This window comes from Microbacterium luteolum (genome assembly GCF_039533965.1).
GTDB classification, from domain to species: domain Bacteria; phylum Actinomycetota; class Actinomycetes; order Actinomycetales; family Microbacteriaceae; genus Microbacterium; species Microbacterium luteolum.
Window position 1 is genome coordinate 3,475,312 of record NZ_BAAAUN010000001.1, and the last position, 20,751, is coordinate 3,496,062.

Annotated in this window: 19 protein-coding genes; 7 read left to right on the top strand and 12 right to left on the bottom strand. The window is 70.1% G+C overall.

Annotation, left to right across the window (positions count from 1 at the left end; all coding sequences use genetic code 11):
* Nucleotide 1 precedes the first annotated feature (1 nt).
* The 5 genes from ABD648_RS16810 to ABD648_RS16830 all read right to left on the bottom strand — a co-directional run bounded on the left by ABD648_RS16810 (nucleotide 2) and on the right by ABD648_RS16830 (nucleotide 4,978).
* Nucleotides 2-1,045: an amidohydrolase family protein gene (locus tag ABD648_RS16810; protein ID WP_282216109.1), complete on the bottom strand. Its 1,044-nt coding sequence runs from the start codon at nucleotides 1,043-1,045 to the stop codon at nucleotides 2-4.
* Entirely contained in the window at nucleotides 1,045-1,896 is an 852-nt protein-coding gene (locus ABD648_RS16815; protein WP_282216110.1) for a tryptophan 2,3-dioxygenase, read from the bottom strand. Before ABD648_RS16815 ends, ABD648_RS16810 begins: the two co-directional genes overlap by 1 nt.
* 30 nt (nucleotides 1,897-1,926) lie before the next feature.
* A complete protein-coding gene (locus ABD648_RS16820) occupies nucleotides 1,927-2,133 on the bottom strand; it encodes a hypothetical protein (RefSeq protein WP_282216111.1) in 207 nt (68 codons plus the stop codon).
* A 4-nt stretch (nucleotides 2,134-2,137) separates the two neighbouring features.
* Entirely contained in the window at nucleotides 2,138-3,877 is a 1,740-nt protein-coding gene (locus tag ABD648_RS16825) for an amidase (RefSeq protein WP_282216112.1), read from the bottom strand.
* Nucleotides 3,878-3,949: 72 nt separating this feature from the next.
* A complete protein-coding gene (locus ABD648_RS16830) occupies nucleotides 3,950-4,978 on the bottom strand; it encodes an agmatine deiminase family protein (protein WP_282217446.1) in 1,029 nt (342 codons plus the stop codon).
* A gap of 80 nt (nucleotides 4,979-5,058) precedes the next feature.
* On the opposite strand from ABD648_RS16830, the gene ABD648_RS16835 reads away from it, so the two are divergent.
* Entirely contained in the window at nucleotides 5,059-5,712 is a 654-nt protein-coding gene (locus ABD648_RS16835; RefSeq protein WP_282216113.1) for a TetR/AcrR family transcriptional regulator, read from the top strand.
* Nucleotides 5,709-7,082: a pyridoxal phosphate-dependent decarboxylase family protein gene (locus ABD648_RS16840; protein ID WP_282216114.1), complete on the top strand. Its 1,374-nt coding sequence runs from the start codon at nucleotides 5,709-5,711 to the stop codon at nucleotides 7,080-7,082. The genes ABD648_RS16835 and ABD648_RS16840 overlap by 4 nt, the downstream gene beginning before the upstream one ends.
* Before the next feature lie 116 nt (nucleotides 7,083-7,198).
* Here ABD648_RS16840 and ABD648_RS16845 read toward each other — a convergent pair whose 3' ends face one another.
* Nucleotides 7,199-8,254, bottom strand: a complete 1,056-nt coding sequence (locus ABD648_RS16845; RefSeq protein ID WP_282216115.1) for an alpha/beta hydrolase — start codon at nucleotides 8,252-8,254, stop codon at nucleotides 7,199-7,201.
* Nucleotides 8,255-8,414: 160 nt separating this feature from the next.
* Between ABD648_RS16845 and ABD648_RS16850 the strand changes: the two genes are divergently transcribed.
* Together ABD648_RS16850 and ABD648_RS16855 are read left to right on the top strand one after the other, a co-directional pair.
* Nucleotides 8,415-9,995, top strand: coding sequence for an ABC transporter transmembrane domain-containing protein (locus ABD648_RS16850; RefSeq protein WP_282216116.1), 1,581 nt, complete (start codon nucleotides 8,415-8,417; stop codon nucleotides 9,993-9,995).
* Entirely contained in the window at nucleotides 9,992-11,725 is a 1,734-nt protein-coding gene (locus tag ABD648_RS16855) for an ABC transporter ATP-binding protein (RefSeq protein ID WP_282216117.1), read from the top strand. The genes ABD648_RS16850 and ABD648_RS16855 overlap by 4 nt, the downstream gene beginning before the upstream one ends.
* Nucleotides 11,726-11,737: 12 nt before the next feature.
* Here ABD648_RS16855 and ABD648_RS16860 read toward each other — a convergent pair whose 3' ends face one another.
* Nucleotides 11,738-12,262 (bottom strand): TetR/AcrR family transcriptional regulator, encoded by a 525-nt coding sequence (locus ABD648_RS16860; protein ID WP_282216118.1) that lies wholly within the window; start codon nucleotides 12,260-12,262, stop codon nucleotides 11,738-11,740.
* A 78-nt stretch (nucleotides 12,263-12,340) separates the two neighbouring features.
* Between ABD648_RS16860 and ABD648_RS16865 the strand changes: the two genes are divergently transcribed.
* Nucleotides 12,341-13,051 (top strand): MBL fold metallo-hydrolase, encoded by a 711-nt coding sequence (locus ABD648_RS16865; protein ID WP_282216119.1) that lies wholly within the window; start codon nucleotides 12,341-12,343, stop codon nucleotides 13,049-13,051.
* Between the two features lie 4 nt (nucleotides 13,052-13,055).
* Here the strand turns inward: ABD648_RS16865 and ABD648_RS16870 are convergent, their stop codons facing one another.
* From ABD648_RS16870 to ABD648_RS16880, 3 genes are all read right to left on the bottom strand, one after another.
* Nucleotides 13,056-13,586, bottom strand: coding sequence for a cysteine hydrolase family protein (locus tag ABD648_RS16870; RefSeq protein ID WP_282217447.1), 531 nt, complete (start codon nucleotides 13,584-13,586; stop codon nucleotides 13,056-13,058).
* A 68-nt stretch (nucleotides 13,587-13,654) separates the two neighbouring features.
* Complete coding sequence (locus tag ABD648_RS16875) at nucleotides 13,655-15,097, bottom strand: purine-cytosine permease family protein (protein ID WP_282216120.1); 1,443 nt, start codon at nucleotides 15,095-15,097, stop codon at nucleotides 13,655-13,657.
* 35 nt (nucleotides 15,098-15,132) lie between these two features.
* Nucleotides 15,133-16,422: a M18 family aminopeptidase gene (locus tag ABD648_RS16880; RefSeq protein ID WP_282216121.1), complete on the bottom strand. Its 1,290-nt coding sequence runs from the start codon at nucleotides 16,420-16,422 to the stop codon at nucleotides 15,133-15,135.
* 241 nt (nucleotides 16,423-16,663) lie between these two features.
* Here ABD648_RS16880 and ABD648_RS16885 point away from each other — a divergent pair, with 241 nt between their 5' ends.
* On the top strand, nucleotides 16,664-17,527 hold the full coding sequence (locus tag ABD648_RS16885; RefSeq protein ID WP_282216122.1) for an EamA family transporter: 864 nt from the start codon (nucleotides 16,664-16,666) through the stop codon (nucleotides 17,525-17,527).
* A gap of 21 nt (nucleotides 17,528-17,548) precedes the next feature.
* Here ABD648_RS16885 and ABD648_RS16890 read toward each other — a convergent pair whose 3' ends face one another.
* Nucleotides 17,549-18,205: a response regulator gene (locus ABD648_RS16890; RefSeq protein ID WP_282216123.1), complete on the bottom strand. Its 657-nt coding sequence runs from the start codon at nucleotides 18,203-18,205 to the stop codon at nucleotides 17,549-17,551.
* Between the two features lie 226 nt (nucleotides 18,206-18,431).
* Between ABD648_RS16890 and ABD648_RS16895 the strand changes: the two genes are divergently transcribed.
* Nucleotides 18,432-19,574, top strand: a complete 1,143-nt coding sequence (locus ABD648_RS16895) for a sensor histidine kinase (RefSeq protein WP_282216124.1) — start codon at nucleotides 18,432-18,434, stop codon at nucleotides 19,572-19,574.
* A gap of 280 nt (nucleotides 19,575-19,854) precedes the next feature.
* On the opposite strand, the gene ABD648_RS16900 is transcribed toward ABD648_RS16895, so the two are convergent.
* The gene (locus tag ABD648_RS16900) at nucleotides 19,855-20,598 is read right to left on the bottom strand and encodes a GntR family transcriptional regulator (RefSeq protein WP_282216125.1); all 744 of its coding nucleotides are present in this window, start codon (nucleotides 20,596-20,598) and stop codon (nucleotides 19,855-19,857) included.
* Nucleotides 20,599-20,751: the final 153 nt, after the last annotated feature.

The window sequence follows — 20,751 nt, forward strand, 5'->3', positions numbered from 1 at the left end:
GTCACACCTTCAGGTCGGCGGGGGTGAGGCGGCGGGCGCGGAGCGGGTCGGCGTCGGTGCGGTCGGGGGTGCCGGGGAGGATGAAGAGCGCGGATGCCGGGTCGAGCGGGTCGGCCGGGGCGAGCGCTCGCAGCAGGTCGAGGCCGTCGACACCCGCCTCGCGCAGGGCCTCGATCTCGCGCGGGTTCACGTCGACCGGGGTCGGACCGTTGCCCATGTCCGTGCCGTAGAGCACGGTCCCGCCGGCGGCGTGGAAGCGACCGACGTTGTCGATCGCGGTCGCGCGCTCGGCGCCATCGTGGATCGCGAGCGTCGAGATCCAGGAGACGGATGCCGCCTGCTCGGAGATCTCGTCGTCGGTCAGGCGTTCGGTGAACGGGGCGTGTGCGAGGGTGTGCGCGCCGAGGCGGGCCGCGCGCTGCGCCTCGCCAGGGCCCTGCGCGTGCACCACGACCGGAAGGTCGCGCGCCGCGGCGAGCTCGATGATCGTGCGGAGGAGCTCATCGTCGAACACCGGCCCCGCGTCGCTGTTGCTCGCGACCTTGATGCGTGAGGCACCGGCATCCGCCATCTCTGCGATGGCCCTGGCGGCGTCTTCGACCGTCGCGATCTCGCGGAACGAGCCGGCGGGTGCCCACTCCCGGTCGGACGGATAGCCGCCGGGTGGGGTGAGGAACGCGCCGGCGAAGGCGATGGCGGTCGAGGTGCGCGCGACGTGCGGGCGTTTCGTCTCGTCGCTGCGCTCCTCGCTCAACGACCGGTCGTTGAGCGAGCGAAGCGAGACGAAACGCCCGGACAGGTCGCGGAGCACTTCGGGATTCGCGCCGAGGTCGACAACGCGACCGAGCACCGAATCCGCCAGAAGTGCATGGTCGACGAGCTGCAGGTGCACGTGGTGGTCGGTGAAACCTCCGGTGATCACGCCGTCGAGGCGGGGGAGTGCGGTGGGAACGGCTTCTTCGCGGAGCAGCATCCCGCCGCCGTCCACGCCTGCGACGACGCCCTCGCGCCAGCCGTCGCCGTCGAAGAACGTGACGGCGATCATCAGCCGCCGATCTCGGTGCGGACGGTGTAGAGCTCGGGGAAGAAGGTCAGATCGAGCGCCCGCTGCAGGAAGCCGACGCCGCTGGATCCGCCGGTGCCGACCTTCATGCCGATCGTGCGGGCGACGGTCTTCAGATGCCGGAAGCGCCAGAACTGGAAGTTGTCCTCGAGGTCGACGAGGTCTTCGCACGCCTCGTACAGGTCCCAGTTCTGCTGGTGGTTCTGGTAGATCTCGCGGATGGCCGGCACGAGCTCGGGGGTCTCGCGGTACGGCTCGCGCACGTCGCGCTCCAGGATCGAGGCGGGCACGGGCAGCCCGCGCCGCGAGGCGTAGCGGAGGAACTCGTCGTACAGGGTCGGCTTCTCCCACTCGGCCGTGAGCAGTGCGAGATTCGCGGGATGATCGGCGAAGACCTGCAGCATCTTCTCGTTCTTGTTGCCGAGGGCGAACTCCACCGCGCGGTACTGCACCGACTGGAAGCCGGACGAGTTGCCCAGCGATCCGCGGAACTGCGCGTATTCGGTGGGGGTGAGCGTCGCGAGGATCGCCCACTGCTGCGTCATCACCTCCTGGATCTTCTTGACGCGCGCGACCCGCTTCAGCGCCTCGCGGAGGTTGTCGCTCGCGAGCAGCTCGCGGGCCGACGAGAGCTCATGCAGCAGCTGCTTGAGCCAGAGCTCCGTGGTCTGGTGCTGGATGATGAACAGCATCTCGTCGTGGTGCTCCGGCACGCTGACCGGATGCTGCGCCGTGAGCAGCTGGTCGAGCGCGAGGTACGACCCGTAGGTCATCTTTCCGGACAGGTCCGTGACGATGCCGGACTCCAGCGTGCGCTCGTTCTCGGTGCTCATGCCTTGAACATATCAGAGACGTGTCGATCGTCATAGATGTGAAATGTCGCGCTGATGCCTTCGCACATAGGCTCGCTCGCGGCGCGGGCGACTGCCCTCCGCGATCGCGCTGATCGCAGCTCCGATCGCGGCATGGATTGCGACCCCCAAAGCGAACATGACGGCCGCACCGATGGCGACGATCGCAGGCAGGAGCGGCCCGACGAAGAAGACGAAGAAGAACGCCCCATTGTCCATGCGCTCAGCGTAAGTGTCCTCCCGGGAAATCCGCCGAGAGCCTCGGTGTCCGCGGCGGCGGAGTGCGGCGGGTGCCGGGCTCGCCCGTGGCCTCGAACGCCGCCGCGAGCCGCAGCAGTGCGGTGTCGTCGTAGGCGCGACCGGCGAAGGTCAGCCCGATCGGCATGCCGATGTCGGCCATCAGCCCCATCGGCACGGTCACCGTCGGGATGCCGAGGTGGCGCACGGCGAGGTTGCCGTTCGCGATCCAGGTGCCGTTGCGCCAACCGAGATCGGCGGATGCCACGTTCACGTCCATGTCGGCGGGGCCCACGTCGGCGACCGCGGGGAACACCACTGCGTCCAGGCCGAGCTCGTCCATCCAAGCCTCGAGGTCGAGGCGGCGCGTCTCCTCGAGACCGCGCAGTCCGTCGGCGAGCTCCGGCATGTCCTCGAACCCGACGCCGGGGTGAGAACGCACCCAGCCCGGGTACTCCGCGATGTCGTCGTCGAAGCCGGTGTACCGGTCGGGCAGGGCGCCCGCGGGAGGGGGCGAGATGGCGGCCCCGTCGACGTCGGCGAGCGAGGACATCGCTGGGTCGCCGTTCGCCTGCAGGAAGTCCTCCCAGCTCCAGGCCGAGAGGTCGACGATCTCGCGATGCAGATACTCGGGCGCGACGAGGCCGCGCGTCGCGATGGTCGGCGCGCCAGGGCGGTCGCCCTCGTAGTTCGACACGACGGGGAAGTCGACCTCGACCACGGTCGCGCCCGCGGCCTCGAGGTCGCGGCGCGCGGCCTCCCACTGCGCGAGCACGGACGGCCGCGTCTCGATGCGCTGCCCGGTCGGACCGCCGATCCCCGGGGCGTCGGCCGTGCCGGCATCCCGGTCGGCGCCGATGTACATCTTCGGGATGCCGATGCGGACGCCGTCGAGCGAAGCCTCGTCGCGCAGCGCCCGATACGACCGCGGACGAACGGCGGATGCGGCGGGAAGCTCGACCCACGGCTGCGCACGCCAGAAGTCTCCCCGGGTCTCGGCGTCGTCGGTGACGATCACGTCGAGCACCTCGAGCAGGTCGGCCATGGTGCGGGTGTGCGGCACCACGACATCCATCGTCGGGACCAGCGGCCAGTTGCCGCGCGTCGAGATCACGCCCCGCGACGGCGTGTACGCGCAGAGCGCGTTGTTGGTCGCCGGACCGCGGCCGCTCGACCAGGTCTCCTCGCCCAGCCCGAAGGCGGCGAAGCTCGCGGCTGTCGCCGTGCCCGATCCGTTCGACGAGCCCGAGGCGAACGGCGCGGTGAGGAACTCAGCGTTGTAGGGGCTCTCGGCTCGGCCGTAGACCCCGCGCTGCATGCCGCCGTTCGCCATCGGCGGCATGTTCGTCAGCCCGAGGCAGATCGCTCCGGCCGCCCGCAGGCGCTCGATCGTGAAGGCATCGCGCTGGGCGACGAGGTCGGCGAACGCCGGGCTGCCGGCGGCCGCGGTGAGCCCCTCGACGAGGTAGCTGTCCTTCGCCGTGTACGGGATGCCGTCGAGCGGGCCGCGTGCCTCGCCACGCGCCCGACGAGCGTCGGATGTCGCGGCCTCCTCGCGGGCGGCGGGATTCGCGACCACGACCGCGTTGAGGGCGGTCGCGGTGTCGGGTCCGTCGTACGCCGCGATGCGCGCGAGATAGGCGTCGACGAGTTGGACCGCGGTGGCGGCGCCCGTGTCGAGCGCGTGGCGGAGGTCGGCGATCGTGGCTTCGGTGACGTCGATCATGAGAGGTCCTTCGGTGGTGGGCGTTTCGTCTCGCTGGCGCTCGCTCAACGACCGGGCTCGACGACCGGGCGGTCAGAGGGAGGGCTGCTGCTGGGTGATGCAGTGGATGCCGCCGCCGCGGGCGAACAGCGGGCGCGCGTCGACCGTGACGACGCGGCGACCGGGATAGACGTCCTCCAGGATCGCCCGCGCCGCGGCATCCGCCTTCTCCTCGCCGAAGCCGCAGGCCACCACGCCGTCATTGGTGACGAGGTGGTTGACGTAGCTCCAGTCGACGAAGCCCTCCTCGTCGCGCAGCGTGGCGGGTGCGGGAAGGTCGATGATCTCGAAGCGGCGGCCCGCGGCATCCGTCTGCGCGGAAAGCAGCGCGCGCAGGTCGCGGGTGACGGCGTGGTCGGGGTGCTCCGGGTCCTGCTGGTCGTGCAACAGCAGGCGACCGGGGGAGACGATCGTCGCGACGATGTCGACGTGGCCGTTCGTGCCGAAGTCGTCGTAGTCGCGGGTGAGGCCGCGGGGCAGCCAGACGGCCTTCGACGCACCGATCGTGCGGAGCATCTCGGCCTCGACGCGCGCCCGGTCGGCGAAGGGGTTGCGTCGCGGGTCGAGCTGCACGGTCTCGGTGAGCAGCACCGTTCCCTCGCCGTCGACGTGGATGCCGCCGCCCTCGTTCACGAGCACCGAGCTGACGAGCTCCGCCCCGACAGCTCCGGCGACGATGCTGCCGTGCTCGCCGGCCAGGCGCCACTCGGCCCAGTCCGGTGCTCCCCAGCCGTTGAAGATCCAGTCGACTGCGCCGAGCACGCCGGGGCGCTCGTCGTCGACGACGAAGGTGGGGCCGGAGTCGCGCATCCAGAACTCGTCGACCGGTGCCTCGACGATCTCGATGCTCCCGCTGAGCATGCGCCGCGCACGGGGGAGCTCGCGCGGATCGACGAGCATCGAGACCGGCTCGAACTCGGCGACGGCGTGGGCGACGGCCGTCCAGGTCGCGTAGCCCTCCTCGCGCTCGGCGGCGGTCTCGCCCAGGGTCTGGCCCTCGGCGGGGAACGCCATCCAGGTGCGGTCGTGGCGTGCGGTCTCGGCAGGCATGCGCCAGCTCATCGTGATCTCCTCGCTGGTGGTCCCGTTCACAGCATCAACGCTGTTGAACACGTGATCAACGGGTGCTACGGTATCCCTCGATGAACACCGCGTCAAGAGCACCCGCACCGCGGCGGCTGCCACCCGAAGAGCGCGAGCGCACGATCGTCGACGGCGCCGTCGCACTGGCGCGCGAGAGCGGGATCGACACGCTCACCGTGCGCGCCGTCGCCGCTCGCGTCGGGGTGACCCCGGCCCTCGTGGCGCACTATCGGCCGGTCATGGACGTCTTCGTCGCCGAGGTCTTCGGCACGATCGTCGCGGCCGAGCGCGACGAGGTCCTCGACGACTTCACGCCGGCCGGCGGCCTCCGCGCGAGCCTGCGACGGCTGGTCGAGACCCTGCTCGACGACTCCCGGGAAGACGTCGCCCTCGTCTGGGTGCAGGCGTGGTCGCTCGGGGTGCGCAACGAGCCGCTCGGGGAGCGCGTCCGCGCCGAGATGGATCTCTGGCAGAGCCGCCTCGAGGAGGTCATCGCCGACGCCGCCTCGCGCGACCCCGACGACTCCGCCGATCCGGCGTTCGCCGCCTGGATGCTGCTGGCCATGGTCGACGGCATGAGCGCGCACGCCCTCGTGAAGTGGGCGCCCCGCGACCGCGCCGACCTCGCCCGCCGCACGGTCGCCGCCGTCCTCGATCGACCAGAACCCCCGGCATCCGCCGTCACGACCCGAACCAGTGAGGAACGCCCATGAGTGCTGAGCGGATGCATGCCGCGTCGCCCGAATCGACCGCGATCGTCGACGCGGTCCTCGACTACTCCCGACGACGGATGCTGGCCACCGACGTCCCGCTGGACAAGCCGCAGACCGAGGCCGAGCTCAACCGGCTCATCGGGGCGACGATCACCGACGCGGGGCTCGGGGCCTCTCGTGCCCTGAGCCTGTTCGAGCACGTGCTCGCGCCCGCGTGCCTGACCACGAGTCATCCGCTCTACCTGTCGTTCATCCCGACGGCACCGACGATGGCGGCGATCGCGTTCGACCTGGTGGTCTCGGCATCCGGGCTCTACGGGGGCAGCTGGCTCGAGGGCGCCGGTGCCGTGCACGCCGAGAACGAGGTGCTGTCGTTCCTCGCCGCCGAGTTCGGACTCCCCGACACGGCGGGCGGCGTGTTCGTGCAGGGCGGCACGATCGGGAACCTGTCGGCGCTCGTCGCCGCACGCGAGGCCGCGAAGGCGCGCCTGATCGCCGCAGGCAAGGACCTGCCGACCCGCTGGAAGATCGTCTGCAGCGTCGAGGCGCACTCGTCGAACAAGTCCGCCGCCAAGGTCATGGATGCCGACGTGCTCCTGGTGCCCGCCGGCGACGACGGAGTGCTGCGGGCGGATGCCGTGCGCGAGGCGCTGGCAGAGCACGGTGACGAGATCTGCGCCGTCGTCGCCACCGGAGGTTCCACGAACTTCGGCATCGTCGACGACATCGCCGGCATCGCTGCGTTGAAGGACGAGTTCGACTTCTGGCTGCACATCGACGGGGCCTACGGGCTCACCGCGATGCTCGCCCCGGAGGCCCGGCACATCTTCGCGGGCGTCGAGCGCGCCGACTCGGTGATCGTCGACCCGCACAAATGGCTGTTCGCACCGTTCGACTGCTGCGCCCTCATCTACCGCGACCCCGACAACGGCCGTCGTGCACACACCCAGCACGCCGAGTACCTCGACATCCTCACCGACGTCGACGAGTTCAGCCCCTCGGACTACTCGATCCAGCTCACCCGGCGCCCGCGCGGCCTGCCGATGTGGTTCTCGCTCGCGACCTACGGCATCACCGCCTACCGGGATGCCGTCAGCAGCACGATCGCTCTGACGAAGCGCATCGCCGGCGAGATCTCGCGTCGTCCGGAGCTGCGGCTGGTGCGCGACCCGCAGCTGTCGGTCGTCGTGTTCGAGCGGGAGGGGTGGGAGCGCACCGACTACGACCGCTGGTCCGCCGCGCTGCTCGACTCGCAGCGGGCGTTCGTGGTCCCGAGCTCGCACGCCGGCCGCCCGAACACGCGTTTCGCGATCCTCAATCCGCTGACGACCTTCGACGACCTGGTCGGCATCCTCGACACGATGAAGTAGGACGCGCGGCGCTTCGCGTCGAGCCGCCCTCTTGTGATCGAGCCGCCCCTTTGGGTGCGCTCACAAAGGGGCCGCTCGGTCGAAAAGGGGCCGCTCGGCGGGGGAGGCGGATGCCGTCAGCGCGTCGTGTGCGCGTTGAGGAAGTCGATCGTCTTCTCCAGGGCCGTCTGCGCGTCGGGCATGTCCAGGTGGAACTGGTACTCGTGCGGCAGTGCGGGCTCATGCGGCGCGGGCCAGAACTGCGTCGTCACATCGACACCCAGTTCGTCGAGACGCTGCGCCATCGGGATCGACTGCAGCCAGGTGAGACCGTCGCCGTTGCCGCCGGAGATGTAGGTCGTCGGGAAGTCCGCGGTCACCCAGTCGACGGTCGACATGGTCGCCCCGGTCGAGTCCTCGGCCCAGGTGCGAGTACCGGAGTAGGCCCACATCGCCGACTTGAAGCCCCAGCCGGCGATGCCGTCCAGTCGGGCGAGGGCGGCGAGGTCGTACACGCCGCAGTTCAGCACGGTGGCGACGACCTGATCGGCCGCGAGGGTCGGCTTGATGCCCATGATCTCGGCGTAGTCCGGGCTGGTGATGAGCGTGGCCATCTGACTCGCCAGCTGTCCGCCGGCCGAGTCGCCCGCGAGCACGATCTGCTTCGGGTCGACACCGAGCTCCTCCGCGTGCTCGTCGATGTATGCAAGTGCGTCGTTGAGCTGGTGCACGGCGAGCGGGTACACGCCCTCCGGGCCGATCGTGTAGTTCACCGCGATGGTCGTGTAGCCCTCGGCCGCGAGGATCCGCATGTACGGGTCGACGTTCTCCTTCGCCCCCGAGATCCAGGCGCCGCCGTGGATCCAGACCACGGTCGGAAGCGGACCGTCGGCGGATGCCGGACGGAAGACGTCCATCGTGGTGTCGGCGCCCGCGTCGCCGTACGAGACGTCGAGCTGCTCGTCGAGCTTCGTGTCGGGGACGTGCTTGTCCATCTCCGCGGCAGTCGCGTCGCCGCCCTTGGTGAACACCGCGCGGATGATCATCGCCGAGGGCCAGGGGCTGATCGACCCGATGATCGCCACGACCGCGACCACGGCCACGATGATGCCCAACGCCACCTTCGTGCGGTGCCACGGCCGACGGGCCTTCTTCGGGTGATCGGACTCTTCGGCGTGCGCGACAGTGCTCATGGAACCCCTCCCTGCGCATCAGTGTGCCAGTATTCCGGTTCGGCGCGCGCGATGGTCGCCGGCGGAATCGGCGCGGGTCGAGCGTCGACTAGGTTAGTAAGGTAACCCTTACCGACCTCAGGAGTCCCATGTTGTTCCGCCCTGCCTCGGCGACGCTCTCGTGACGACCGTCGGCGGAGTGTTCCGGGAGGCGGTCTGGGGCACGGGACGCCGCGCGCGCGCCGCGCTCTCGATCGTGGGCTTCTGCGGACATCAGCTCGCCGAGGTGATGGTTCCTGTCGCGGTCGGCGTCGTGATCGACCGTGCCATCGCCCCGCACGATCCGGTCGCGCTCGCCTGGTCGCTGGTCTTCCTCGTCGCGGTCTTCGCGGTGCTGATCTGCGCCTGGCAGCTGGGAGACCGCGTCGGCACCGTCGTCTACGCGCGCGGCGAGCACGCCCTCCGGCAGGGCATCCTCGGTCTGGCACTGCGCCGACGCACCCGTCGACCGGCGGGCGAGGTCCTCACGATCTCCTCCTCGGATGCCGGGGAGACGGCGGGCTTCTTCTGGGTGGTCGCCGAGCAGGCGGCCGCGGCGACCGCCGTGATCGTCGCGTGCATCACCCTGCTGGTCATCGCCTGGCCGCTCGCCGTCGCCGTGGTGATCGGCACGCTCGTGCAGGCGCTCGTGGTCAACGCCGTGAGCGGCGGACTGCGGCGGCGCGGGTACGAGGCGCAGCGGCAGGCGGCCCGTCTCGACGCGGTGAGCACCGACTTCGCCACCGGGCTCCGCGTGCTGGGCGCCCTCGGCGGTGCCGCGCGGGCGACGGAGCGCTACGTCGCCGAGAGCGCGGTCGCCGCGGAGGCCGCCTATCGTGCCGAGAAGGCCGCCGCCGCGCTGACGGCGCTCAACCTCGTCGTCAGCGGTCTCGCCTTCACCGGCATCGCGGTCCTCGGCGGGTGGCTGGCGCTGGACGAGGCGATCACGGTCGGCGGCTTCGTCACCGCGATGGGGCTGGCGCAGACCATCCGCGGCCCCCTGTCGACACTCGGATACCTGCCGGCGGAGGTCGCGTCGAAGCACGGTTCGGCGACGCGCATCGCCGAGTTCGCGGACGAGGCGGGAGAGGCTTCGGCTGCTCCGGATGCCGCGCCGACGACCTCGACCGGAGGGGGCGACATCGTCGCCCAGGTGGTCGTCGACGGGAGACGCCTCGACATCGCCGACGGCGAGGTCACCGGCATCCGCGCCGATCCAGAGCGGATCTCGGATCTCGCCAGCCTCTTCGGCGGGCGCAGGGAAGCCGCTCGCGGCGAGCTCGTCGTCGACGACATCGATGCCGCCCACCTCGGGCGCGAGGGGCTGCGCGCGCTGGTGTTCGCGCCGCCGCATGACGCGGCCGTGTTCACCGGTTCGGCCGCGGAGAACATCGCCGAGCGCATCGAGGATGCCCATCTGACGGCATCCGCCTTCGACGAGGTCGTGCACCGACTGCCCGACGGGCTGGACGAGCGCATCGGCGAACGCGGACTGCGGCTGTCGGGAGGGCAGCGGCAGCGACTGCTGCTCGCGCGCGCACTGCATCAGCCTCAGCGTCTGCTCGTGCTGCACGAGCCCACCACGGCGATCGACCCGATCACCGAGGCGCAGGTCGCGGCAGGACTCGCGAGCGAGGGGCGCACGATCGTCCTGCTCACGGATCGCGCCTCGCTCCTGTCGGCCTGCCATCGCGTGCACGACCTGCGAGGAGCGGCGTCATGACGGAGGAGAAGCTGCCGATCGCATCGGGTCGCGACACCGCACGCGGGCTGCTCGCGGCGCTGGGGCGTCGCCGAGGTCTGACGATCATGGCGCTGGTCACCCTGTGCGCCGGTGTCGGCGCCGCGCTCGTGGCGCCCTGGATCATCGGCCTCATGGTCGACGACATCACCCGGGGCGGCGGTTCGCTGCTGCCCTACGGCCTCGCCCTCGTCGGCTCTCTCACCGTGGGCGCCGCGCTCACCTGGGCGGGGCGCGTGCTGCTGGCCCGACTCGGGCAGGGGACCATCCGCGAGGTGCGCGAGGCGGCCTTCCGCACGGCGCTCGCACAGCCGACGGCCCGCATCGAGGCCGCAGGGACAGGCGACCTGGTCGCTCGTCTCTCGGGCGACGTGCGCGCGGTCGGCCAGGTCGTCGAGGAGGCGCTCCCGGCCTTCCTCGCCGCGCTGTTCGGCATCGTGCTGAGCCTCGCCGGGATGGGGCTGCTCGACGGGCGGTTCGCGCTCGCCGCGCTGCTGGCCGCCCCCGTGCAGTACTTCTCGCTGCGCTGGTTCCTGCGTCGCTCGGCCCCGGTCTACCGGCGGCACCGCGCCGTGGTCGCGGAGCGCGGACAGCGCACGATCGAAGCGGTCCGAGGCGTCGACACCGTGCTCGCGCTGCGCACCGAGGAGCAGCACCTGGAGCGCATCGCCGAGGCGAGCGAACAGGCCATCGGACTCGAGGTCAGGGCGACGAAGGTGCGCAACGACTTCAACGTGTTCCTGAACGGCGCCGAGCTGGTCGGGCTGTCGGCTGTTCTCGTCGTCGGCTACTTCCTCGTCGCCGACGGCCAGGTCGGGCTGGGCGCCGCGACCGCGGCAGCACTGTACTTCCTCGGGCTCTTCGGTCCGATGGGGACGCTCCTGTTCCGGATCGACGAGCTGCAGGATGCCGGGGCCAGCCTCGCCCGCCTGTTCGGCGTGATCGGACTGCCCAAGCCCGCCCCGCGCGAAGGCGTCGCCGCTCCGCGCCGCGGCGCGATCGATGTGCAGGACCTCGGTTTCGCGCACCGACCGGGACAGCGCGACCTCGACGCCGTGTCGATGTCGGCGGAGCCGGGGGAGAAGATCGCCGTCGTCGGTGCGAGCGGCGCGGGCAAGACGACTCTGGCGCGGGTGCTCGCCGGCGCTCTGCCTCATGGAGAGGGCGCCGTGCGGCACGACGAGGTCGACATCGAGGCCTGGCATCCGCACGACCTGCGCGATGCCGTGGTGATGCTGACGCAGGAGCCCCATGTCTTCGCCGGGTCGATCCGCGACGACCTCGCGCTGTTCAGCGACGCCGACGAGGAGGAGATGCGTCGTGAGATCGACCAGCTCGGCGCGGGGTGGATCCTCGCCCTGCCTGATGGCCTCGACACGGTCGTCGGAGAAGCGGGGCTGCCGCTCACGCCGGGGCAGACGCAGCACCTCGCCCTCGTGCGGGTCGCGCTCGCCGCGGCATCCGTCGTCATCCTCGACGAGGCCACCGCCGAGGCGGGATCCGCCGATGCCGAGCTGCTCGACCAGGCCGCGCTCGCCGCGATCGGCGGACGCACCGGCATCGTCATCGCGCACCGGCTGAGCCAGGCCGTCACGGCGGATCGGATCCTCGTGATGCAGGACGGCCGGGTGGTGCAGTCCGGCACGCATGACGAACTGGTCGCCGCCGCAGGACCCTACGCCGAGCTGTGGGCGGCCTGGACCGCGTGGTGAAGGAGATCCTCGTCAGGCAGTGAGCCCGGCGACGAGGTGGCGCAGGCCGTAGTCGAAGGCGCGATCGACGTCGCCGCCGAGGCGGAAGGCGCCGGCGAGCTCCATCTGCAGGAATCCCGTCGCCCAGGCTGTGAACAGGCGCGCGGCGTCGAGCGCGTCGTCGTCGCCGACCAGGGCGGATGCCGCGCGGATGAGCGGCGCGGCCGAGCGCTGCAGAGCGGCATGCGGAGCCGCGGCGCTGAACATGAGCCGGAAGGCCTCGGGATGCTGTCGGGCGAAGGCGCGGTAGGCCTGGGCGATATCGGTGAGGTCCGCGTCGGCGGCGTCGAGACGTGCGGTGAGGTCGTCGATCACGGATTCGGCGATGGCGGAGAGCAGGGCATCCCGATCGCGCACGCGCTTGTAGAGCGACGGCGCCCGCACACCGACGCGTGTGGCGACCGCCTGCATCGTGACGCCCGCGGATCCTGCGGTGTCGAGGATCTCGCGGCCGGCGGCGATGATCTGCTCGAGCGAGGTGCGGTCGGGTGTCGGCATGACGTCTCCTTCATGGCTATTGACAATAGCCATGATAGCTACGTAACGTAGCCATCGCAAACATCGGAAGGAATCGCCATGAAGCTCGCACCGCACCTGCACCGGCTCGGCAATGACATCGTCGCCTCGTACCTGATCGAGGTCCCGGAGGGGATCACGTTGATCGACGCGGGCCTCCCCGGACACTGGAACGACCTGAAGGCCGAGCTCGCGGCGATCGGCCGGCCGATGTCCGACATCCGCGGTCTCGTGCTGACGCACGGCGACGGCGACCACATCGGCTTCGCCGAGCGCCTGCGCCGCGAGACCGGGGTGCCGGTGTTCATCCACGCGGCCGACGCCCATCGCGTGCGCACCGGCGAGAAGCCGAAGACGGCGATGGGGCCGGCGAGACTCGGGCCGACGCTCGGGTTCTTCGCCTACGGCATCCGCAAGAACGCCCTGCGCACGCATCACGTGAGCGAGGTGGTCGAGGTCGCCGACGGCGACGTGCTCGATCTGCCCGGCGCCCCCGTGATCATCGGGATGCCTGGCCACTCGCCGGGGAGCATCTCGGTGCACGTGCCCGTCGCGGATGCGGTGTTCGTGGGTGACGCGCTCACCACGCGTCACGTGCTCACGGGAAAGGTGGGCGCGCAGCCGGCGCCGTTCACCGACGAGCCCGACACCGCGCTGGCCTCGCTCGACCGGTTGGCCGGGGTGTCGGCGTCGTGGGTGCTGCCCGGTCACGGGGCGCCCTGGCACGGTTCGCCGGCCGACATCGCCGCTGCCGTGCGCGCGGCGGGCTGACGAGCTAGCGCGCGGCCAGGACGGATGCCGTGTCGCTCACGGTGATCTGCGGCGGATACAGGCCCATCACCTGGATCGCGGCCGCATGGTTCTCGGCCGTCGACCCCGCGCAGGCATCGGCGGCGACGGTCACGTGCGCCCCGGCATCCGCTGCGGCCAGGGCCGTCGACATCACGCAGCAGTCCGTCGAGACCCCGGCCAGCACGATGTGCGCGCCGCGCCCGACGAGGGCCTCGAGATCGGGGCCCCACTTCCCGAATGTCGGCAGATCGAGGGTCGGATGCGGCGACAGCCCGACAGCCTCTGGCACGAGGGCGAACAGCGGATCCGTCGGCGGCTGGTCGGCGAACGGCCAGGCCGCGAAGTACGCGCCCCACGAGGTCGAGCGGTCGGCGGTCGGCATCCAGCGGGTCACGATGACGCGCTCGCCGAAGGCCTCGGCCAGCGCACGGATGCGGGGCATCGCCTCGGCGAAGAACGGCGAGCCCCACGCGGAGTCCGGAGCCGCGAAGATCGTCTGCGGGTCGATCACCACCAGCCACGCGTCGGGGGACGGCGTCTCGTCTCGTCGCTGCGCTCCTCGCTCAACGACCGGGTCAGGGCTCACGCCTCTTCCTGCCGCCGGATCTTCGCGGCCCGAGCGAAGTACGTCACGAGGAACGACAGCACCAGCGCGAAGAACACGCCGAGGTTCGCGAAGGCGAAGGGGCCGTCGGCGCCACCGACGAGGAACAGCAGATAGCCCTGCCAGTTGTTCCATGGTGCGGCATCCGCGAAGCCGTTCAGCACGAGCCCCCAGCCGATCACGCTCGTCACGACCATGGTGCCGATCGACGTCCAGTCCCAGGCGCCGTAACGGCCGCGGCTGTCGAACAGCGCGTCCTCGTCGTAGTCCTTCCTGCGGCGCAGGATGTCGGCGATGAGGATGCCGGCCCAGGACGCGAGCGGCACGCCGAGCGTGATGAGGAAGCTCTGGAACGGGCCGAGGAAGTCGGTCGCGAAGAACACCACGAAGACCGTGCCGATCGTGAGGATCACGCCGTCGATCGCGGCCGCAGAGGGACGGGGGATGCGGATGCCGAGGCTCAGCAGCGTCAGCCCGGAGGAGTAGATGCCGAGCACCGCGCCCGAGACCAGCGCGAGCACAGCGGTCAGCAGGAACGGCACGAGCACCCAGACCGGGAGGATCGAGGCGAGTGCGCCGATCGGGTCGGCGGCGATCGCGTTCATCAGCTCGTCGTCCGAGCCCCCGAGCAGCAGGCCGAAGACCACCAGGATCACCGGGGCCACCGAGCCGCCGATCGTGTTCCAGGCGACGATCGCGCCGTCGGATGCCGTGCGCTTCTGGTAGCGCGACCAGTCCGCGGCGATGTTGATCCAGCCGAGTCCGAAGCCGGTCATCACCATGACGAGGGCGCCGATCACCTGGCCGATGCCGCCGTCGGGGCGCGCCATCACGGCCGCGAGGTCGATGCTCGGCGCCGCGAGGATGATGTAGAGGACCGTCACGACGCCGGTGATCCAGGTCAGCACCGACTGCAGCTTCATGATCGTGTGATACCCGAGGACGGATGCCGTGACGATGAGCGCGGCGACGATCACGGTCGCGATGATCTTCAGCGCGACGCTGTCGCCGTCACCGCCGAGCTGCGTGATGATCGTCGCGGTCGCGAGCACGGCGAGGATCGCGAGGAACGTCTCCCAGCCGATCGACGTCAGCCACGAGATGATGCCCGGCACCTTCTGCCCCTGCACGCCGAACGCGGCACGGGAGAGCACCATGGTCGGCGCCGAGCCGCGCTTGCCGGCGATCGCGATGAGCCCGCACAGCAGGAACGACACCACGATGCCGATGATCGACACGAGCGTCGCCTGCCAGAACGAGATGCCGAAGCCCAGCACGAACGATCCGTACGACATGCCGAACACCGACACGTTCGCCGCGAACCAGGGACAGAACAGGTCGCGCGGCTTCGCGTTCCGCTCGGATTCGGGGATGATCTCGATGCCCGCGCGCTCGATGAGAGCAGGCTTGATGTCCGTCATGGACACATCTTGGCACTGCGCGGGCGTGCCGGGGGTCAGGCCGTGAAGAACGACTCCGCGGTGCGGGAGAGGTCGTAGAGGTCGGAGACCCCGGCGAGCTCGCGCGCGGAGTGCATCGACAGGATCGGGATGCCGACGTCGACGGTGCGGATGCCGAGGCGCGTCGCGGTGATCGGGCCGATCGTCGAGCCGCACGGCACGGAGTTGTTCGACACGAACTCCTGCGTCGTGACGCCGACCCGCTCGCACCATGCCCGCCAGGCGGCCGTGCCGACGGCATCCGTCGCATAGCGCTGGTTGGCGTTGAGCTTCAGGATGGGGCCGGACCCGAGCACGGGCTGCACGACCGGGTCGTGCTTGGCGATGTAGTTCGGGTGCACGGAATGGCCGACGTCGCTGGACAGGCACCACGACGAGGCGTAGGCCCGTCGGCGATCGGAGGCATCGGCGCCGAGCCCGGCGTACAGGCGCTCGAGCACGTCCTCGAGGAAGGGGCCCGCAGCTCCGGAGCGGGACGCCGAGCCGAGCTCCTCGTGGTCGAACGCGGCGAGCACCGCGATCGGGGCCTTCGTGCGCGTACGGTCGGCGATCTCGCCGAGAGCGACCACCCCGGCGTGCACGGACGCGAGGTCGTCGAGGCGTCCGGAGGCGAAGAACGCGTCATCCTTCCCGAAGACGGCGCCGCGTGCCGTGTCGGCGGCCACGACGTCGTAGCCGCGGATGTCGGATGCCGTGACGCCGGCGGACGCGCCGAGCTCGGCGAGGATGTCGGCCTGGGTCGGGTCGCCGAGGCCCCAGACGGGCTGCGTCTCGGTCTGCTTGTCGAGGGAGAGGCCGTTGTTCGCACCGCGGTCCAGGTGGATCGCCAGCTGAGGCAGGCGCAGCAGGGGTCCGGTGTCGGCCAGCACCACCCGGCCGTCGGCGAGGGCGAGGCGACCGGCCAGGCGAAGCTCGCGGTCGAGCCAGGAGTTCAGGAGCGGGCCGCCGTAGACCTCGACCGCCGCCTGCAGCCATCCGCGGGCGCCGGTGGTCGGCTGCGGCTTGAGCTTGAACCCGGGGGAGTCGGTGTGCGCGCCGAAGACGTGCGCGAGCGTCGTCGCCGCGGCATCCGTCGGCACCACCCAGGCGATCGCGGCTCCGTCGCGGACGACCACGAAGCGGCCGCCGGCCTGTGCGGGCCACGCGTCCTCCTCCTGCAGTCGGGTGAACCCGGCGGCCTCGAGGCGGCGCGCGACCTCCGCAGCCGCGTGATAGCTCGACGGCGAGGCGGCGACGAAGTCGGCGAGATCCTCGGCGTGGGCGAGAGCATCCGGGGTGACGGGCATGGCGTGACCTTCCTGCAGGGGTGTCCTTCGATCGTAGGCGGCACGACGCTCTCGACCTGTTCATCTCCCGTTCGCGACGATCGACTATGGTGTACCGCGATAGCGCCTAGGGTTCCGGGGTTCGCGCCCGACTGGTCCGAGCGGCGCCACGGTCCGCCTCCGCAGGCGAGCCGTCATCTGACAGGACAAAAGCCCGGAGGACCCTGTTCGTCGCGCCCGCGTCGAACGGAAGGGTCTCGTCATGTCCCCTCTCGCGTTCGTCCTCGTCTTCGGCGCCGCCATCGCCCACGCGGCTTGGAATGTCATCGCGCACGGTGTGAGCCGAGCGGGCTTCCCCTTCCTGTGGTGGGGCGCCGTCAGCAGCACGCTCGTGTGGATCGGCGCCGTGCCGTTCACGGGCGGGCTCGGCGCCGAGGATCTCGGCTCGTTCGCGCTCGGCGTCGGCGTCTCCGCGACGCTGCACGTCGGCTACATGGTGGTGCTGCAACGCGGCTACCGCGAGGGGAACCTGTCCACCGTGTACGCGACGGCGCGCGGCACCGGACCGTTCCTGTCGGTGATCGTCGCCGTGCTGCTGCTGGGCGAGCGGCCCTCGGCCGTCGCGCTCGTGGGCGTCGCCGCGATCATCGTCGGCGTCGTGGCGATCGGTCTCGTCGATCGGGGGATGGGAGCGCAGACCCGTCGGATCGACCCCGGCCTGCTGTTCGGGCTGCTCACCGGTGTCGCGATCGCGATCTACACGATCTGGGATGCGCACGCGGTGCGCACCTGGAACCTCTCCCCGGTCGCGTTCATGGTCGGGACCACTCTGCTGCAGGTGCCGTTCTACTCGTTCGCGGTGCGTCGGCGCTGGGACGCGGTCTGGGCGCTCGGTCGCCTGCACTGGCGGCGGATCCTCGTGTTCGGCATCCTGTCGCCGCTGTCGTACATCCTCGTGCTGACCGCCGTACAGATCGCGCCCGTCGCCCTCGTCGCGCCCCTGCGCGAGGTCAGCGTGGTGCTCGTCAGCCTGTTCGGCGTGGTGGTGCTGCGGGAGTCGCGACCGTGGTGGCGCATCGCGGCATCGCTGGTCGTGGTCCTCGGGATCGTGCTGCTCGCCGTGTGAGCGGAGCGACCCGAGAGTTCGTCAGCGGAAGTTGACGAGCCCGGCGTGAGCCGCGGCCACGAGGATCTGCACGCGGTCGCGCAGGTGCCACTTCGACATCATCCGTCCGAGGTGCGCCTTGACCGTGCCCTCGGAGACGATGAGAGCCCGGGCGATCTCGGCGTTGGACATGCCCTTCGCCAGGCACTGGAGCACCTCGGACTCGCGATCGGTGAGCGGCTCGAGGTCCGTCGCATCCCCCGTGAGGGGTTCGGAGTCGCGCACGTGCTTGATCAGCATCGACGCGATGCGCGGCGAGAGGGAGCTCTGACCGCTGAACACCTCGCGCACGCCGACCACGATCTCCTCGGCGCTGGAGTCCTTGAGCAGGTACCCGGAAGCGCCGGCACTCAGCATCGGCAGGACCGTGTCTCGACCGTCGAGCGTGGTCACGGCGAGAACCCGCACGTGGGGCCACCGCTCGACGATGGCGCCGGTGGCCTCGATGCCGTTCATCTCCGGCATCTGCACATCCATCATGACGACATCCGGCTGCTCGCGTTCCACCGTCGCGATGGCCTCCACGCCGTCCTCCGCCTGTCCGATCACCTTGATCTCGGGGTCGCGAGAGACGAAGTGCGAGAGCGCCGAGCGGACCAGGGGGTCATCGTCGACGATCAGGACGCGGATGTCAGGCATGAGGGAAGCCTAACGGCGCGGGCTGGGGCCTGCTCGTATGTAGACCTTTGGCCAAAAAGGTCTAGCTGCAAGTCAGATGTGCTCACTGCGCTGCGCCGAGAAGATGGGTACAGACATCGACAAACGACTAGGAATCGGAGGTGAGTGTTATGACTTTCTGGCAGCAGGTTGGCAAGTTCTTTGGTCTTCACAGCTAGGCTACCTGGCGAATAGGAGATAGTGAAGCATGGCCTTCGACCACTCAGCCCGAGCATCCGCGGATACGTTCCGCTTGGCTCGTGGTGAGAAGCTCAGCACGATCGAGCGGATCGTCGTTCTGGTCATCGTTTCCATCACCGTCGCCACGGACCTCATAGGCTTCTTCACCACACCAGGGGTGAACCCGATCGCATTGCTCGTGAGCATCGCCTCGACGGCGGCGTTCACTCTTTACCTCTGGAAGCCCCTCATCGCGACATGCGCCCTCGGCGCCGTGTTCGCCCTCTCCTTCATCCCCGGGTCAGAGCTTCAGGTTCTGACCGCCGCCGCTGTCGCCGCTGGGCTGGTCATGCGGTTGGGGTGGACTTCCCTGATCCTCTCCTACACAGGTGCGTTCCTCGTCGCTGCGGCGCTCGTCGCAAACGGCGACGCCGAAGCCAACGTGAACGTCGGGCTGTACCTCGTCTTCGCCACGGTGGCCGGCGCTGTGGGCTTCGCCTTGCGGCTGGCCTTCGCGCGGGGCCGCCGACTCGAACTGCAACTCATCGAGCAGGCGGAACAGGAGAAAGAAGCAGTGCTCGCCGAGCGACGATGGATCGCCGGCGAGCTGCATGACAGCATCGCCCACCACCTCACCGTGGTGGCGCTGCACGTGCAGATGCTCGAGGACCCCTCCACCAGCAACGATTCACGAGAGGCGATCCGCGTCGCCGCGAGAAAGGCGATGGCGGATCTCCGATTCGTGATCGAACTCGCGGATGACGGACCGCGCTCCGCCGAGATGCAGACGGGTGACCTCGCCGACGCGATCGACGAGGCCCGGCAGGAGTTCGAATCCGCCGGTCACCCCGTGCGCCTCGAAGGCGACCTTCGGGACGAGCGCATCCCGCGCGCAGCCGAGATCGTGCTCGCGCGCATCGTGCGCGAGTCCGCCACGAACATCCTGAAGTACGCCGGACCCGGAGAGGTGCTCATCAGTCTCGACATCGACGACGACGCGGCAACGCTCACGCTGCGCAGTCCCCTCCCGACCACGCCCCGACGCGAACTGTCCTCCAGCCGCACCGGCCTCGGCCGGATGGCGGAGCGGGTGATCGGCGCGAGTGGAGAGTTCAGTGCGGGTGAGGTCGACGGACACTGGCTGGTCTCCGCCCGCCTTCCCATCGCGTGAGCCGCGGCACGGTATAGTGGGCCGACGCATCGCGTGAGTTCTCCGCGAATGTGGACGAAAGTCCACGAAAGGTCTCGACCTTTGGCCCTACGATCAGGGCCCTCCTCCGAAATATCCTGGAGGCTCCCCAGATAAAGCGTCCCCAGCGCTGCGATCGCGAGCGCGGTCTTTCTGGCTTCTGAAACACTTGCGCGCTCGCGATCGCCTTCTGTCCCTCCGGACATCGCGACTTCGTCGCGTCCGACGTCGGGATGGAACTGCCGATGCGGCGAGTGCGCCTCTAGCCGCCCACGGCCCGCATGTAGTGACCGTCGTTCGAGATCCCGGATGCCGCGACGGTGAACCGCACGACCTCGCTGAGGTACCTGTCCTCCGACGCCTCGAAGATCCGGCCCTCGGAATCCCGCGATGTGCGGCTGAGCCGCAGGATCGGCGTGCCTCGGGGCACCCGCAGCAGCACGGCGTCCTGGTCATCCGCCGCCACGGCGTCGATCACGTGCTGCAGGCTCACGATCGGATGCCCGACCGACGCCAGGTGCTCCGTGATCGAGACCTCGTCGAGGTCGACCTCGAAGAGCCGCCGACCCGCGACCTCGGTGTACGCCAGGCGCTCCAGCATCGTCGGACGCCCGTCGAGCAGTCGGAGGCGGACGACGCTGACGATCGTGTCATCGGGCTCCACGCCCAGTGCGGCGGCGAGGTCGCCGGCGCGCCGCAGACTCAGCTCCTGTGTCTGCGCACCGGGGGAAACGCCGAGCTCCCGCGCCCATCGCGTGAACGGGACGGAGACGTCGACGGCCTGGTTCGCCTTCCGCGCGACCACGCGCGCCGGTCGTCCGCGGCTCGTCTCGATCAGGCCCTCACCGCGCAGCGCGGCCAGCGCATTGCGGATGGGGCCGCGCGAGGTGTGCCACTTCTCCGCGAGCTCCGCCTCGGTCGGAACGTCATCGCCCGGACGCAGCGCGCCCGCGGCGATCTGGTCGCGGAGGTCGTCCGCGATCTGGGTGTACACAGCTTCAGCCACATAGGTACATTACTTGATCACCTCGGAGAGCGGCACCTCGTTCCGTCAGAGTTCACTCAGGCGAATGGCGGGTAAACGACCGTTGAACTCTTCCAAGTTAGGTATATATCTCGACCGAGTGCGTGCGAGAGTCTTCCGTGGATCACCCCTCCC